This window comes from Chryseobacterium sp. MA9, from assembly GCF_024399315.1.
Lineage (GTDB): Bacteria > Bacteroidota > Bacteroidia > Flavobacteriales > Weeksellaceae > Chryseobacterium.
Genome location: NZ_CP075170.1, coordinates 1,758,899 through 1,775,439, shown reverse-complemented (window position 1 = coordinate 1,775,439; position 16,541 = coordinate 1,758,899). Strand labels below are relative to the sequence as shown.

Annotated in this window: 15 protein-coding genes; 9 read left to right on the top strand and 6 right to left on the bottom strand. The window is 35.7% G+C overall.

Features of this window, described 5'->3' with window-relative positions:
• Nucleotides 1-70: 70 nt before the first annotated feature.
• The 3 genes from KIK00_RS08035 (at nucleotide 71) to KIK00_RS08025 (ending at nucleotide 3,177) form a co-directional block, all read left to right on the top strand.
• Nucleotides 71-1,021, top strand: a complete 951-nt coding sequence (locus tag KIK00_RS08035; RefSeq protein ID WP_255816040.1) for a sterol desaturase family protein — start codon at nucleotides 71-73, stop codon at nucleotides 1,019-1,021.
• Nucleotides 1,022-1,219: 198 nt separating this feature from the next.
• Nucleotides 1,220-2,128, top strand: coding sequence for a hypothetical protein (locus KIK00_RS08030; protein ID WP_255816039.1), 909 nt, complete (start codon nucleotides 1,220-1,222; stop codon nucleotides 2,126-2,128).
• Nucleotides 2,129-2,199: 71 nt separating this feature from the next.
• A complete protein-coding gene (locus KIK00_RS08025) occupies nucleotides 2,200-3,177 on the top strand; it encodes a polyprenyl synthetase family protein (RefSeq protein WP_255816037.1) in 978 nt (325 codons plus the stop codon).
• Between the two features lie 72 nt (nucleotides 3,178-3,249).
• Here the strand turns inward: KIK00_RS08025 and KIK00_RS08020 are convergent, their stop codons facing one another.
• Together KIK00_RS08020 and KIK00_RS08015 are read right to left on the bottom strand one after the other, a co-directional pair.
• Nucleotides 3,250-4,059, bottom strand: a complete 810-nt coding sequence (locus KIK00_RS08020) for a hypothetical protein (protein WP_255816036.1) — start codon at nucleotides 4,057-4,059, stop codon at nucleotides 3,250-3,252.
• A 132-nt stretch (nucleotides 4,060-4,191) separates the two neighbouring features.
• Complete coding sequence (locus tag KIK00_RS08015) at nucleotides 4,192-4,485, bottom strand: hypothetical protein (protein ID WP_255816034.1); 294 nt, start codon at nucleotides 4,483-4,485, stop codon at nucleotides 4,192-4,194.
• A 137-nt stretch (nucleotides 4,486-4,622) separates the two neighbouring features.
• Here KIK00_RS08015 and KIK00_RS08010 point away from each other — a divergent pair, with 137 nt between their 5' ends.
• Complete coding sequence (locus KIK00_RS08010; RefSeq protein WP_255816032.1) at nucleotides 4,623-7,055, top strand: thiamine pyrophosphate-dependent enzyme; 2,433 nt, start codon at nucleotides 4,623-4,625, stop codon at nucleotides 7,053-7,055.
• A gap of 85 nt (nucleotides 7,056-7,140) precedes the next feature.
• Nucleotides 7,141-7,485, top strand: coding sequence for a hypothetical protein (locus tag KIK00_RS08005; protein ID WP_255816031.1), 345 nt, complete (start codon nucleotides 7,141-7,143; stop codon nucleotides 7,483-7,485).
• Nucleotides 7,486-7,516: 31 nt separating this feature from the next.
• Here KIK00_RS08005 and KIK00_RS08000 read toward each other — a convergent pair whose 3' ends face one another.
• Nucleotides 7,517-7,933 (bottom strand): carboxymuconolactone decarboxylase family protein, encoded by a 417-nt coding sequence (locus KIK00_RS08000; protein ID WP_255816030.1) that lies wholly within the window; start codon nucleotides 7,931-7,933, stop codon nucleotides 7,517-7,519.
• Nucleotides 7,934-8,054: 121 nt separating this feature from the next.
• Nucleotides 8,055-8,447: a helix-turn-helix domain-containing protein gene (locus tag KIK00_RS07995; protein ID WP_255816029.1), complete on the bottom strand. Its 393-nt coding sequence runs from the start codon at nucleotides 8,445-8,447 to the stop codon at nucleotides 8,055-8,057.
• 166 nt (nucleotides 8,448-8,613) lie between these two features.
• Between KIK00_RS07995 and KIK00_RS07990 the strand changes: the two genes are divergently transcribed.
• Nucleotides 8,614-9,675, top strand: coding sequence for an NADH:flavin oxidoreductase (locus KIK00_RS07990; RefSeq protein ID WP_255816028.1), 1,062 nt, complete (start codon nucleotides 8,614-8,616; stop codon nucleotides 9,673-9,675).
• Between the two features lie 226 nt (nucleotides 9,676-9,901).
• Here KIK00_RS07990 and KIK00_RS07985 read toward each other — a convergent pair whose 3' ends face one another.
• Both KIK00_RS07985 and KIK00_RS07980 read right to left on the bottom strand, forming a co-directional pair.
• Nucleotides 9,902-10,066: a hypothetical protein gene (locus tag KIK00_RS07985; protein WP_157885757.1), complete on the bottom strand. Its 165-nt coding sequence runs from the start codon at nucleotides 10,064-10,066 to the stop codon at nucleotides 9,902-9,904.
• 193 nt (nucleotides 10,067-10,259) lie between these two features.
• Nucleotides 10,260-11,462 carry an aminopeptidase C gene (locus KIK00_RS07980; protein ID WP_255816026.1) on the bottom strand — a complete coding sequence of 401 codons (1,203 nt, stop codon included), beginning with the start codon at nucleotides 11,460-11,462 and terminating at the stop codon, nucleotides 10,260-10,262.
• A gap of 197 nt (nucleotides 11,463-11,659) precedes the next feature.
• On the opposite strand from KIK00_RS07980, the gene KIK00_RS07975 reads away from it, so the two are divergent.
• The 3 genes from KIK00_RS07975 to KIK00_RS07965 all read left to right on the top strand — a co-directional run bounded on the left by KIK00_RS07975 (nucleotide 11,660) and on the right by KIK00_RS07965 (nucleotide 16,517).
• Nucleotides 11,660-12,178, top strand: coding sequence for an RNA polymerase sigma factor (locus tag KIK00_RS07975; RefSeq protein ID WP_255816025.1), 519 nt, complete (start codon nucleotides 11,660-11,662; stop codon nucleotides 12,176-12,178).
• Between the two features lie 12 nt (nucleotides 12,179-12,190).
• A complete protein-coding gene (locus KIK00_RS07970) occupies nucleotides 12,191-14,500 on the top strand; it encodes a T9SS type A sorting domain-containing protein (protein WP_255816024.1) in 2,310 nt (769 codons plus the stop codon).
• A gap of 97 nt (nucleotides 14,501-14,597) precedes the next feature.
• Nucleotides 14,598-16,517, top strand: coding sequence for a VWA domain-containing protein (locus KIK00_RS07965; protein ID WP_255816023.1), 1,920 nt, complete (start codon nucleotides 14,598-14,600; stop codon nucleotides 16,515-16,517).
• The last annotated feature ends 24 nt before the right edge of the window (nucleotides 16,518-16,541 follow it).

The window sequence follows — 16,541 nt, the reverse complement described above, 5'->3', positions numbered from 1 at the left end:
TTTCCTTAAAAAAAATCAAAACTTCCTTAAAAAAAGGTTAAAATCCTACCTTTGCACAAATTATTTTGTGATGATGGATTTTCTTATGAGCGAGGATGGGCTGGAAAATGTGTATGCATGGGCTATCCCGTTGCATGCAACTGTTATTTTAGCTGAAATGATTTACAGCCACGTTTCAGAGGCTAAGCTATATAGTGGGAAAGATCTTGCTACAAATATTTATCTGGCATTGATGAATTTTGGTCTAGACCTTATCATGAAAGCATTTGCCATGGGGGTTATGTTTTTCTTCTACAATCACAGACTTTTTTCATGGGATCTTAGTGTATGGTATCTGCTGGCTTGTTTTATAATCACAGATTTTGCTTATTATGTACTGCATTATGTAGACCACCGTTCCAGAGCATTTTGGGCGGTTCATATTACACACCACAGTTCAGAATATTTTAACCTTACAACAGGATTCAGAAGTCCCGTATTACAGCCGCTTTACAGATATTTATATTTTTCACCGCTTGCATTTTTAGGATTCAATCCATGGCATATTATGGTGGCTTACGCCATTGGTCAGGTATATGGAACGTGGGTTCATACACAGACTGTGAAGAGTATGGGATTTTTGGAATATATTCTTGTCACTCCTTCTCATCACCGTGTTCATCATGCATGCAATGTAAAATATCTGGATAAGAACATGGGAATGTGTCTGATCATTTGGGACAAAATATTTGGAACTTTTCAAAAGGAAGACCCTAATATTCCCGTAAAGTATGGAATCTATCCTAAAATGCCGGATAACAGACCAGATACGGTTCTTTTTTATGAATGGAGAAAAATCTGGAAAGATCTTAAGCAGCCCGGATTAAAATTTACAGACAGAATCAATTATATTTTCAATTCACCGGGGTGGAGACATGACGGAACCGGAAAAACGGTAAGGCAATACCAAAAAGAATATTTTGCAAAACAGGCAAAAAAGAAAGAACAACAGCAAACTCAGGAAGAGCAGAAAACTGCTTAAAACTGTTTTTAAAATCAATAGAAATCTAAGGGGAAACGGGCTATTTAGTCCGTTTTTCTGTATTAAGAAGATAACAAAAGTAAAAAGAGCAAAGCAATTTGCAATTTGAACTATCTCAAACTCTCAAACTCTCCAACCCGAATCCCGAACCTCACATCTCCAACTCACCAGCTCAGAATAAAACCCTACTTTTGTCTTATGAAAAAATCCCTTCTGATTGTTGCCTTCATCATTACTCAATCTGCATTTTCCCAGCAGACCGACTTTCTGAAAATTAAAAAACATAGAGTTAATTATCTGAATGATAAGATTGAAGAAACCTCAGGACTGGATATTTTAAACGGAAAATTATATACCTTCAATGATAGTGGAAATCCTGCCGAGCTTTTTGAAATTGATAAAAATAATGGTGAAATTATCCGAACACTGAAAACCAATTTGATTAATAATGATTGGGAAGCTTTGGCTAATGACGGCGAAAATTTCTATATCGGAGATTTTGGAAATAATGCAGGAACAAGAAAAAATCTTATGATCTATAAAGTTCCTTTCGGACGTCTTGATACAGCTCTTGTTGATAAGATGCCTGGTTCGGAAAGAGCTTTAGATGGATCGGAAATTCTTTTTTATTATCCCGAACAAACTAAATTTATTTCTAAAAATACAAAGAACGACTTCGATGCAGAAGCCATGATCTATTTGAATGGAAAGCTGCATATCTTTACTAAGGAATGGGCTTCAAAAGCAACTTCTCATTATATTGTAGATCCTGAAATTTCAGAACTGCAAAAAGCAGAAAAGATCGAAGTTTATAAAACAGGCTTTGTAGTTACAGATGCTTCCTATTTTGATAAAAAGCTTTATCTGGTGGGATATACCAAAAAAACGGAAGTCTTTTTAGATATCTTTACCGAAACTGAGCCCGGAATATTTTTCAAGCAAACTCCAAAACACTATTATTTGGGAACAGCTTTTTCATTAGCTCAGATTGAAGGAATAAGTGTAGATGAAAAGGGAATTTATATTTCCGGTGAAAAATTCAATTCTCCATTGGGAACTACAAAACCCTCTTTTTATTTTATCCCTAAAGATCAACTCAAAGATTAATTTGTCTTAAAATTGAGCGAAAAAAATTATCTTTGTGAGAATTAATAATTATTCACCCAGCATCGCAGATTGTGGCAAACATTGTAGAAGAGATTAAACGACCGATCAATGATGAAATGAAACTTTTTGAACAGAAGTTTTATGAATCAATGCAGAGTAAAGTAGCTTTATTAGATAAAGTAACCCGTTTTATTGTTACCACTAAAGGAAAGCAGATGCGCCCGATGTTTGTATTTCTCTGTGCCAAACTGGTGGGTGAAGTGACTGAAAAAACGTACCGAGGTGCGTCTATGATCGAACTGATTCATACTGCAACTCTTGTACATGATGATGTTGTAGATGAAAGTTTTAAACGTCGTAATTTTTTTTCAATCAATGCTTTATGGAAGAATAAAATTGCAGTTTTGGTAGGGGATTATCTTTTGTCAAAATCCGTATTATTATCTACAGACCATAAAGATTATGACCTGCTTGGGGTAATTTCCAGAACGATCCGCGAAATGTCAGAAGGAGAACTTCTTCAGCTGGAAAAAGCGAGAAAACTGGATATTACTGAAGATGTTTATTATGAAATTATTCGCCAGAAAACAGCTACTCTTATTGCTGCCTGCTGTGAAATAGGAGTTCTTTCCAACAATGCAGACGAAGTTCTGGCTAAGAAAATGATGGATTTCGGAACCTTTACAGGAATGGCATTTCAGATTAAAGATGACCTTTTCGATTATTTAAGTTCAAATGTGATCGGAAAACCCGTAGGAATTGATATTAAAGAGCAGAAAATGACTCTGCCTTTAATTCATACCCTGAAAATAGCTGATGAGAAGAATAGAAAGTACTATTTCGATACCATAAAACGTTATAACAATAACCCCAAACGTGTAAAAGAGCTTATAGAATTTGTTAAAAGTTCCGGTGGATTGGAATATGCCATTACGGTAATGAAAGATTTCCAGCAGAAAGCAAAAGATCTTCTGAATGAGTTCCCGGATTCTGAAGCAAGGAAATCGTTACATAGTATGCTGGATTATGTAATTGAAAGAAAGTTTTAAAAAAATATTAATAAATAAAAAGGTTTCGGCGCACCTCAGGTGCGCCGAAACCTTTTATCAATGTTTTCCTGTTTATATTTTCTGTACCGTTACATTGGTTACATTTCCATTTCCTGTAGGTCCCATCTCCGTTGATAAAATAGTGCATGCTTGATTGGGAGCTGCTGTAAAACGAATCTGATAACCAGCCGTAGGCACTACAATTACAGTTGTATAATTCATTAGTTCACCAATTCTTGTTGAAGCTGTTAGGGTAGGAGTTGAAGCTCCTGCATAATGGCTTCCCCTTCCCAGGTAGTTACTGTCCGGAACCGGTCTGATTCCTAAAAGTAATTGCGCTCCTGCAGAAATATTTGTAAAACTTGCCTGTAACGTCACCAGATAATTACCTGCCTGGTTGAATGTCAGAACTCCTGAAGAAGTGTTATAAGAATAAAATGGTGAAGTAGCAACTGGGCTGGCAAACATTAATGTCACAATTGAAGCTGCACTACCGATATTCTGATCAGCAGCCAAACGAGCATGGAATAATGAATAGGCTGTAAAGTCTATAGTTTTCAGAACACCATTGGCATCTGCAACCACTACTCTGTCTGTTCCGCCAACTCCAATATTGGAATTAATATTTCGGACACGTACATTTCCTGAACTTACATCCAGTTTTTCTGTTGGAGTAATAGTTCCTATACCTACTTGAGCTGTATTAGTCACTGCGAAATCATTAGTTTGCTGTACTACTGAAGGAACTCCTGATGTTGGATTGTCTTTGGCTCCATCAATATGAAGGGTCGTTTGAGGATTCGAGGTATTTATTCCTACCTGTGCGAAGTAAAGTGTAGAAAAGGCGAAGACCTTAACTACGGTAAGTAATTTTTTTGTCATCTTCTAGTGTTTTTAAAAATAATTATTAAAATTAATTTCAAATAATATACCAGAATGATGTAAATGATCGTTTATCGATAAATATCTATGCTTTTTGATTGGATAATGATAATTGAGTGTGTGTTTTTGGAATCAGATTATTTTTACTGTTACAATAATAACAGCCAGAACTATACAAAATAAAGCAATTAAAAATAAATAATCCGCAATGCTCTCAAAGGAGTATTCCCGCTTTTCAGCTTTTGTTCTGATAGCCAGAAATGAAAAGAAGCAGCTGCAAGCAAAAAGGATACCTGCAAATCCTGCAAATTCGTCCAAATACGTACTCTGACTGATCTTAGAGATTTTCAGTGAGGTAATAATGATCAATGAAAATCCTAAAAGATTGCTGGATGCATTCAAAATGTGAGGTGACTTTTTTTCCATCTTTTACAAATTTTTTCAAAATAAAGCACAATTTTTTTTATTATCAAATTTTTAAAAAAGATTATTAAAAATTAAAATTAATTTAAAAAGTGTATATTAGCAAAATACTTGAAGATAAAAAACTTTTTTACTTAGCTATGCAAACAACCTATATTGAAACACAGCAAATATCCTTCCAAGATTTTAAAAATCAGATACTTGGAGACTATAAGTTAGGAAGGATCTCTCGTGAAATGTCTTATCTCGGAAGAAGAGAAGTACTCACAGGAAAAGCTAAATTCGGAATTTTTGGGGATGGAAAAGAACTTCCTCAGCTTGCAATGGCGAAAGTTTTCAGAAATGGAGACTTCCGTTCAGGATATTACAGGGATCAGACTTTTGCATTGGCAATAGATGCCTTAACAGTAGAAAGTTTCTTTGCACAGATGTATGCAGATACAAGCGTGGAAAGAGAGCCTGCTTCAGCTGGAAGACAGATGAACGGGCATTTCGCAACAAGAAGTTTAAATGAAGACGGAAGCTGGAAAGATTTGACAGCTCAGAAAAATATCTCTTCTGATATTTCTCCTACTGCCGGCCAGATGCCAAGATTATTGGGATTGGCTCAGGCGTCTACTATTTATAAAAGTGTAAAATTTGAAGGTTCAGAAAAATTCTCAAGAGAAGGAAACGAAATAGCTTTCGGGACAATTGGAGATGCTTCTACAGCAGAAGGTCATTTCTGGGAAACGCTGAATGCGGCATGTGCACTTCAGGTTCCTATGATTGTTTCTATCTGGGATGATGGGTACGGAATTTCAGTTCCTACTAAAAATCAAAGAGCAAAAGCTGACATCAGTGAGATGTTAAGCGGTTTCCAGAGAAAAGAAGGAGAGAACCAGGGATGTGAAATCATTCAGGTAAAAGCTTGGGATTATCCTGCATTATTGGATGCATATGCTAAGGCAGAACATTTTGCAAGAACAGAAAGTGTACCGGTAGTGGTTCATGTAATTGATGTTACTCAGCCTCAGGGACACTCTACATCCGGATCTCATGAAAGATATAAAAATGAAGAACGTCTGGCTTGGGAAGCTGAGTTTGACGGATTAGTGAAATTCAAAGAGTGGATTCTGAACTATTCTATCGAAATTGAAGGAAAAGAAGAAGTAATTGCGACTACTGAAGAGTTGGAAGCAATTGATGATGAAGCAAAAAAGATCGCAAAAGCAGGACAAAAAACCGCTTGGGAAAACTATCAGAAAGCAATTTCTGAACTTATTCAGTCTATTTTACCTTTAGTTGAAAGCCTTAAAGATCAGAATGCTGAAGTTGAAACATACATTTCTCAATTCAATAAACTGGTTTCAAAAGCTAAAAAGGACGTTTTCCATTTAGTAAGAAAAGCTTTGTTGGCAACAAGAGGTACAAACTCTGCAGAAAGAACTCAGCTGATGCAGAAATATAATGAAGTTGCTGCTGTTGAAAAAGACAACTATTCTTCTCACTTATACTCTCAGTCGGAGTGGAAGTCTGAAAACATCCAGGAGATCAAGCCGGTATATTCTGATAACTCTGAAGATGTAGATGGAAGAGTAGTGATCAGAAATAACTTTGACAAAATTTTTGAAAAATATCCTGAAACCTTAATCTTTGGTGAAGATACCGGAAACATCGGGGACGTAAACCAGGGATTGGAAGGAATGCAGGAAAAATATGGTGCTTTACGTATCGCTGATACAGGAATTCGTGAAGCAACCATTCTTGGACAGGGTATTGGTATGGCCATGAGAGGTTTAAGACCAATCGCTGAAATCCAGTACTTAGACTATGTTCTATACTGTTTACAGGGAATGAGTGATGATCTGGCAACAGTACATTACAGAACTAAAGGAGGTCAGAAAGCACCATTGATCATCAGAACAAGAGGTCACAGATTAGAAGGAATCTGGCATTCAGGTTCTCCAATGGCGGGTATTCTTAACCTTTCAAAAGGTATTTTAGTATTGGTGCCTAGAAACCTTACGAAAGCAGCAGGATTCTACAATACAATGCTTCAGGCTGACGAACCTGCGATCATTGTAGAATGTCTGAACGGATACAGATTAAAAGAAAAACAACCGGATAATTTGGGTGAATTCACTGTTCCTGTAGGGAAAATTGAGGTAACTAAAGAAGGAAAAGACGTTACTTTGGTTACTTACGGTTCTACATGGAGAATTGTAACGGAAGCAGCCAATGAATTGGAAAAATTGGGAATTTCTGCAGAAGTAATTGACATTCAGTCATTGATTCCTTTCGATTTATCTCATGAAATTGCTGAAAGTGTTAAGAAAACAAACAGATTAGTAGTGATTGATGAAGACGTGGAAGGTGGAACTACAGGATTTATTTTACAGCAGATTCTTGAAAAACAGAAAGCATTCAGATATCTGGATTCAGATCCGTTGACAATTTCTGCAAATGATCACAGACCTGCCTATGCAAGTGATGGCGACTACTTCAGTAAGCCTTCTACAGACGATATGGTAGAAAAAATCTACGCAATGTTTAATGAAACAAATCCCCAGAAATATCCAGCGATATTCTAATCAGGATTTTAGATAAATTTTGAAACCGCTTCCTTTTGGGAGCGGTTTTTAATTTATATTTGCCTGAATCATTCAATGATAAACCATGAAAATTAGACTCTTATATTTGACATTAATAGTTATAAGTTGTAAAAAAGAGGATAAAAAAGAAGTTTTGCTGGCAGACAGAGAAGCTCCTTTAGGCTGGGTTTATTTGAAAATGTATGATGATAAAAGCTTCGAATTTATTTCTCAGGGAATGATGCGGGATAAAGATGTATATACTGGAAGTTATGATTTAAAGAATGATACCCTTTATTTTAAATACAAAGATTCAATTCCTAAAGCAGGCTCAAAAGCTGTGATAGATAACGGATTTATATATTACCTGAATGGTGATTATCATGAAAGCGCTCGAATAAAACTTAATAAATTATCAATTCACAAATAAAAACAAATACATATTACACCTCTTTTGTTGATTAGTCTCCTTCCGCTAAAGTAATCCTCAATTTATTCAACGTATTCATCAAGGTAATGCTTGCAGTAAGCTCCACAATTTCTCTTTTGGTAAAATGCTTTATTAGTTTTGCTTTAATATTTTTCCAATCATCTTTGCCGTAAACCACAGCTTCAGCCCATTCTAAAACAAGCTTTTGCTGATCATCGAAGACATTGGTGTGTTTCCAGCCCGGAAGCCTGTTAATGGTATCCTGTTCAAAGCCCAAATCGGACAGTTCTTTAGCGTGGTAGCTGCAACAATAAGCACATCCGTTAATTTGAGAAACCCGAAGTTCAGCCAGTGCAATTAATTTTTCATCAATCCCGGATTTTCGGATGCTGGTATGGGCTTTATACAGATTTCCAATAGTTTCTTTTGCAATTTCTTTGTAATTCATAATGAAAATTTTTATGCAAATTTGAATCAGAAACACTTCAGAACCTATATACTTACTTTTTGGTTATACACTTACCTTTTTGAAAGTAACTTTATAATTTATTTTAAAACAAAAAAAGCTATCAAACATTGACAGCCTTTTTATTTTTTACTTCCTCATTCAAAAAAGCACAGTCTTTATCTTCATGCTGTCCTTTCACCTGATATTTCGCTTCCCATTCCTCCAGTAAATATAGAATCGGCAACAGTGCCAATCCTTTTTCTGTAAGAGAATATTCTACCCGAGGAGGAAGTTCCTTAAACTCTTCACGGATAACCAGTCCATCAGCTTCCATTTCCCTCAGCTGATCAGTCAATACCTTTCTGGAAATGACATTAATGCGTACTGCCAGTTCCCCGAAACGTAATTTCCTGTCTTTAATAACAAGAACAATAATAGGCTTCCATTTGCTTCCCAAAGCGGCCATTGCTTTACCCAGAGGACAGCTGTATTGCATTAATTCATTCTTTTTCATAGAGAGATTTTTATTTTAAATATCATATGAGACTGGCGTTTCATACGTTACTTTGATGTTACTAATGTAAGTTACTGCGAAGTTACCACTATTTTTTTAATAAAAGATACAAAAGTGAACTATTATTAGTTACTTTGTGTAACAATTATAAAATATAAATTTAAATATGAGCACATCATCATTATTTAAACCGTTTCAATACAAAAATTTACAGCTTAAAAATAGAATCGTAATGGCTCCTATGACCAGAGCACAGTCTGATAATGGAGTTCCAACTCAGAATATCGCAGACTATTATGGAAGAAGAGCTGCTTCAGAAGTAGGATTAATTCTTTCTGAGGGAACTGTGATCAACAGACCTGGATCAAAAAATATGCAGAATATTCCTGATTTCTATGGTACAGAAGCTTTAAACGGCTGGAAAAATGTCATTGATACTGTACATCATAACGGAGGTAAAATGGGGCCTCAGATCTGGCACGTAGGAGATACAAGGATGTCTGAGGACTATCCTTTAGTTCCAATGGAAAAGGCTTCAACGATGACCATTGAAGATATTCAGGATACCATTGCACAGTTTGCGGCATCTGCAAAATCTGCGAAAGACCTTGGTTTCGACTGTATCGAAATTCATGGAGCTCACGGATACCTTATTGACCAGTTTTTCTGGGAAGTAACGAATACAAGAACTGACGAATACGGTGGTAAAACCCTAAAAGAAAGAAGCAGGTTTGCTGTAGAAGTAGTAAAAGCAATCAGAGCAGCAGTAGGAGAGGACTTTACCATTATCATCCGTCTTTCACAATGGAAACAGCAGGATTATAAAACCAGACTGGCATTCACTCCCAATGAAATGGAAGAATGGTTATTGCCATTAAAAGAAGCCGGCGTAGATATTTTCCACTGTTCACAACGTCGTTTCTGGGAGCCGGAATTTGAAGGTTCTGATTTAAATTTTGCAGGATGGGCTAAAAAAATTACCGGACAGCCAACCATTACCGTAGGTTCTGTAGGCTTAAACGGAGATTTTCTAAATGCTTTTGCAGGACAGGGAACAGAAAAAACAGATCTTACAGAACTGATTAGAAGACTTGACAATGAAGAATTTGATCTTGTTGCTGTAGGAAGAGCTATTTTACAGGATCATCAGTGGGTTCAGAAGATCAAAGACGGAAATATAGAAGCTCTTTTAGATTTTTCAGCAGAAAGTATGGGCGTTTTATTTTAATATTAATCAGGAATAGTGAATTCGCTTTGCGGTCGATTTTTTTAACAGCATAATTTATTCACTTGTGAAGCAGAATTGACAATTCAGCCTGGTATTAAATCAGCATAATTCACTTTATTTTATATTTAATTTTCACCTATTTATTAAAGAACCCGATTTCAGAAATTCTGAAATCGGGTTTTTATTTGCTTTTTATAAACAATTTCTAAAAGCTTTGAATTCCATTTTATAAGAATCTGCATCCGGTTGCAGCGGGTTCGCATGACCAGTAGGCAGGAACACCATTTTCAGCTTTGTGGCGGCAGGCAACAGTATCTCCTTCACACTGTGGTGCATTTCCTCCGATGATGTTCTTTAATGTCGATTTTGTTAATTTCTTTAGATTTTTCATGTTAATTAGTTTGTTGATTCATGCAAATATAATATTTTTTGTAAATCAAACAATACTTTGCACTAAAATGGGAAATATTTTTTTTTCAAAGAAAAATATTTTAAAAACAAACCCGCTTCCGGAATTTCCGGAAGCGGGTTTTAACAGATTTAAATATCTAAAACTGCCTTTAAACTGGCAGAAATGATTTATTCTATAAACCAATATTCTTAGTCGGTTTCAATTGTTTTAAGATGCTTTTCGGAATTGCATTTTTGTGAACAAGGATGGCTGTTGATTTGTATTCAACATAAGGTCTTGTTACATAAAGATATCCGGCAAAATCATTGGTTACTCCCCATGAATTTTTCACCATATAATACTCTTTACCAGTCTGGTCTTTTGCCAAACCTACGATATGCATACCGTGGTCATCCGTTGTAGAAAGATTGTTAAGCGCTTTCTGACGCATGTCTTCAGTGATTGTTTTATCTTTTTTAGGCTCAGTAAACAAAGTCTGCTTGTTCTCTGCAGTGATCTGATCAAGCTCCATGTCCGGCACATAAGCTACACCATTTTTATAAGAGAAATAAGGCTCAGAAACATCAGTTGCCCAACCTACAGAATATCCTTTGGCTACTGCATTGTCGATGATCGCTGTAAGATCTTTCATCGGAACATTCCAGTCAGAATCATGGCTCCAGTTATCAGGAATAGGAACTACAAATTTCTGAAAATAAGGATAATCTTTGTAAGAAGATAATTCTACATAATCTTCAGGATTAATTCCTACTACTTCTTTAGCAAATGTTTTCGGAGTGTAGTTTTTCCCTTCATATGTGAAGTTAGCAGGTACTTTTCCTAAATATTCATCAAGAATAGTATCTACAGAATCCATCCAGTTATCCGTAAGCTTTCCTTTTGAAGAAGCCTGAACAAGGCTGTCAAGAACCGGCTTCAGTTTCCCCTGCATTTCCTTGAAGTTATTCGTAGTTTGTCCTGCTTTTAATCCTGTATACACATCCTGAGGAACTGCTCCATACTTCTTGTACATATTGATTACGTCATGAAGTTCTCCTCCGTCACCCCAGCTGATAGCACCATTATTTAATACATATAATTTCGCTTTATCATGATAAGAGTTTCTCGCTGTAAAAATTTCAGCAAGATCTACAGGTTTTTTGCCCATTCTCTGCATTTCAGATTCAAGGAAAGAATTTCCTGAGTAGCTCCAGCAAGTTCCTGATGAACCCTGATTCTTTACAGAAGTTGCACCAACGTCTTTTAACGTTGTGAACTGAAAATTAGCATTTTGTGATTGGTTGTTTTTTAACTTGTTGATTAAGTCATCTTGGGCAAACATCATACTTCCTGCAGACAAAACAAAAAGTAATGATGCAATTTTGGCATTTTTCATTACTATAAAAAGATTATTTATATTAAAAGTCGTTGATAATAGAGATTTGTTACAGATGGAAAAGTTAAATTTGAAATGAAAAAAAATACTAAAAACTGACTTTTAAATTTATTTTTTCTCCATTTTATCCAAAAAAGTTGATCATGCTTCCAACCCTTTCAAAAGTTTCTGCATCTATAATAGTATAACTCCTGACTATGGAACAAGAATTATTATTGGAATGCCAGCGTAGCGACCGCAATGCCCAGCGGAAAGTTTACGAGAAAATGGCGGGTAGGCTTTATGCAGTCTGCAGACGCTATTTGAAAAACGACGAAGATATAGAAGAAGTATTAGCCGATACGTTCTACAAAATATTTACGAAAATTACCCAGCTTCAGAATGTTGATACTTTTGAAGCATGGGCAAGAAAAATTGCGGTGAACGAATGTTTGCAGAAATTAAGATCCAATAAAGGATTGTTTATTTCTCTAGAAGAGAACTTTATTGATCACTCTGAAGGAACTACAGAAAACCTTTCCTTGGAAAAGGATATTCTGAGTTTACTGAATTTTCTCCCTGAAGGCTGCAGAGCCATCTTTAATCTTTTTGCTATTGAAGGATATCCTCATAAAGAAATAGCAACCATGCTTTCCATTAGTGAGGGAACATCAAAATCCCAGCTCAATTTTGCAAGGAAAAAGCTGCAGGAACTTTTAGTGAATCAAAACATTTAAACTTTTACAACAATGGAAAATAATCATATAGACCAACAATTCAATGAAGCTTCCAAGCTTTCAGAAGAGCCAACTGTTTTTCCTGGTTTTGAGAAAGTGTGGGGTAAGATTGAAGAGAAATTAGATAAAAAAGAAGAAAAAAAGAGAGCCATTCCAATTTGGCTGCCATATGGTATTGCTGCAAGTCTGGTGATTGGTTTGGGAGCTTTTTACTTTATGAATAAAAAAGAGGTTGCAGAACCTTTAAAGCCAGTAATAGCAGAGAATACAACTTTAAGAGGTCCAATTAATAAAACAGATATTGCAAAAATAGACAGTACAATAAAGAATAATATCAGAAAAGAAGAATTGCCTGTACCTCTTCCTTTAGCACATCAATCTCCGCCACTTGTAGTTATAACCCCATATCAACCTCATCCTACTTGTAGTTTACCACCAGTAGAAGCTCCTGATAGAATAGTTTCCTCTTTACCGAAAATATATAATGATACTTTAAAAACACAAAGTATTGATGAAGTTGTAGTTACTGCATTAGGGATTAAAAAGAGTTATAAATCCGTTGCTGCATCTTCAACAGTTATGATTGCTTCCGCAGATAAAGCTCCCCTACATTCTCCGGTTGCAGTATCTTCATTGGAAGGGAGGGTTGCAGGGCTAGAAATAACCACAGGAATTAAAAAACGTGATGAAATATTAATCAGAGGAGCAAAAAGTATAGACGGCCGCTCTACGAACCCTTTATATATTGTTGATGGAGTTGTAATAGGTCGGGAGTCTGAAATTCTGAATACCCTGGATCCTAAAAAAATAAAGGAATTAAAAGTCCTGAAAGGGCTTGAAGCTACTGCCCTGTATGGAAGCAAAGCTAATAACGGAGTTGTTGTAATCACGACAAAAGGGCTATCTAAAGCAGAAATAGAAAAACTCAAAAAGGTTTCCTCAGAAAGTGTGGAGAAAATATTAAAAGAACCTGAAGAACCCAAAAAAGTACTTCCAAAAGCAGGGCAGCTGACAGCTGGAGAAGTAAATGATTTTTCTAAGTGGGATTATTGGAAAGATATTGCAGTTCCTATTTTAGATCAATATAAAAATACATGGAAATTTTTCCCTGATAAAAGAGTTTCAGTTCAGCTGGTCAATAGAGACAGAAGGCCGGTAATAGGTGAAAAAGTAAAACTATTGGATGATAAGAAAAACATTATTTGGGAGGCTGTATCAGATAATTTGGGCAACACAGAACTATGGATTTCACCAATGACAGATGAAAACTCAGATTCAGAGAAATATTATTTATCTGATGGTTCAGGGCAGATAATCAGCAACAATATCAGGACGTTTAAAAATGGACAGAATCTGATTATTCTGGATAAGCCATGTCTGCAAAAACGTGTATTGGATCTTGCTTTTGTAGTGGATGCTACAGGTTCTATGGGGGATGAGATTTCTTATCTTCAGTCTGAACTTTTAGATGTATTGAAAAAGATCGAAGGAAATCTTAAAAATACAACTGTAAGATATGGATCTGTTTTTTACAGAGACCAGGAAGATGAATATGTGACCCGGAAATTTGATTTTTCGGATAAAGCAGAGGATCTTGTTGGATTTATTAAAAAACAAAAGGCCGGTGGTGGCGGAGATACACCAGAAGCTGTTGTAGAAGCACTGAAAGTTTCTGTTGACGAGCTGAAATGGAGCAATGAAAATTCAACCAAAATAATGTTTTTAATTCTGGATGCACCACCACACCATTCAGAACAGAATGTAAAGGAACTTTATGGTAAAATAAAGACTGCAGCAAGGAAAGGGATTACAATTATTCCACTGGCCGCCAGTGATACAGATAAACAAACAGAATATCTGATGCGGACATTTGCTTTACTCACAAACGGAACATATACATTCCTTACGGATGACAGTGGGATAGGAAACAGCCATATCAAACCTACCATAGATTCTTATGAAGTTGAAAAACTGAATGATTTATTATTAAGATTAATCCTTCAAAGAGCAGTTTTACCGGAATGCAGTACAGGTATTTCAAATGATCATATCAATAAAAAAATGGAGAAAGAAATTGACAGTCAGATTGATAGTAAGACTGTAATATTCCCCAACCCAACAAAAGGTTTGATGCAGATAAAAACAAAAAAATCAATTGAAGAACTGTTTGTTTATGATCTCGCCGGAAAAATTATTATGAGAAAAGAAAAATTGCCCGAAGGTAAAAATACAATTGATTTAACTCCTTATCCTCAAGGGATTTATCTGGTGCGTATTCATACCAATGATCTGTGGGAAACGTTTAAGATCATTAAAAATTAAGTGTCTTTTAAAAATGAAATTTAAAGGATCAGTTTTATTTAACAATTATTAACAGAATTGAATTTATTTTAATAATTTCCTGTCGAAATTTTAAAAGATGAGAAAAATTGTAATAACCATGCTAGGGCTTGCTGCATTGACAAGCTGTAAAACTCAAAAAAATACTGAAAAGACCAACGAAACAAAGACTTACAGTATCAGAAAAGATAAAGATCAGGATGGGATTCCTAATAAATTAGATAAATGTCCTGATATTGCGGGTCCGGTAGAAAATGAAGGCTGTCCGTGGGTAGAGTCGGATGGGGATGGTGTCATTGATAAAGATGATGCATGTCCTACCGTAGCAGGACCTCCTGAAAATAATGGCTGCCCATGGCCGGACACAGATGGAGATGGTATTTTGGATAAAGATGATGCCTGCCCTACGGTTCCGGGAATGCCGGAATATAATGGCTGTCCAAAGGCGAAGACACTTGTAGCAATGGAGGTATCAAGCACAAGATCAGCTGTATTCCATGAATCAGGAAGGGTTTATGACCATCAGGTTGGAAACAGAAAAAATGTTAAAAAAACTATAAAAAAAACTGATAAGAATATTGATTATGATAATGAAGAATATACAGCGTTAGTTGAAAATGCATTTGAATTAACCCGTAATCAACCTGTTTCTACATTCTCTATTGATGTAGACAATACTTCCTATTCCAATGTCAGAAGAATGATTAATTATGGAACTACAGTTGATAAAAATTCAGTGAGGGTAGAGGAGATGATTAATTATTTTAAATATGATTATCCCCAACCTGCAAATGATGATCCTTTTTCAATTAATACTGAATACAGTGAATCTCCATGGAATCCCAAACATAAACTGCTTAAAATAGGACTTCAGGGGAAAAACATTCCGATGGATCGTCTGCCTGCATCCAATATTGTTTTTCTTATTGATGTTTCAGGTTCAATGAATGAAGAAAATAAACTGCCATTGCTGAAGTCTTCTCTTAAAGTTTTGCTGAACCAACTCAGACCTAAAGATAGGGTTGGGATTGTAGTATATGCGGGTAATGCAGGAATGGTACTGCCCCCAACATCAGCAGGTGAAAAAGAAAAAATAATTCAGGCATTAGATAAGCTCCAGGCAGGAGGAAGTACAGCAGGAGGGGCAGGAATTGAATTGGCCTATAAACTAGCAAAGGAAAACTTTATAAAAGGTGGAAATAACAGAATAGTTTTGGCAACAGACGGTGATTTTAATGTGGGTGCCTCTTCAACAACAGATATTGAAGCGTTGATCACAGAAAAAAGAAAAACCGGAATTTTCCTTACCTGTCTTGGCTATGGAATGGGCAATTATAAAGATAACAAAATGGAAATCCTTGCAGATAAAGGAAATGGAAATTATGCCTATATTGATAATATGCAGGAAGCTAATAAATTTCTGGGTAGAGAATTTGCTGGAAGTATGTACACCATCGCTAAAGACGTAAAGATCCAGATTGAATTTAATCCTAAATATGTAAAATCATACCGCCTGATTGGTTATGAAAACAGAAAATTGAGAAATGAAGACTTTGTAAACGATAAGATTGATGCAGGAGAATTAGGAAGCGGACATACAGTAACTGCTTTATATGAGATAATTCCGGCAAATGTAGAATCAGAATTTATCCCAAAAGAGACAAAATTAAAATATTCTGCAACTTCAGATACAAAGAAGTTTGGTGATGAAATGGCAACTGTGAAATTCCGATATAAAAAACCTGATGGAGATACCAGCCGTGAGATAAGTAAGATTGTTAAAAACGGTGACAGCAGGATATCTTCAACAAGCTCAGATTTTAAATTTGCCTCTTCAGTAGCATGGTTCGGTTTGGTACTAAGAAATTCCGAACTGATTACAAAAAAAGACCTTACCGATATTGAGAATCTGGCCAAACAAGACAAAAGTAAGGATGAAGAAGGCTATCGTTCAGAATTTATAAGGCTGATAGAGAGCTATAAAACAATTCAAAAGTAATTCATGAAAAAAGAAATTTCCGCG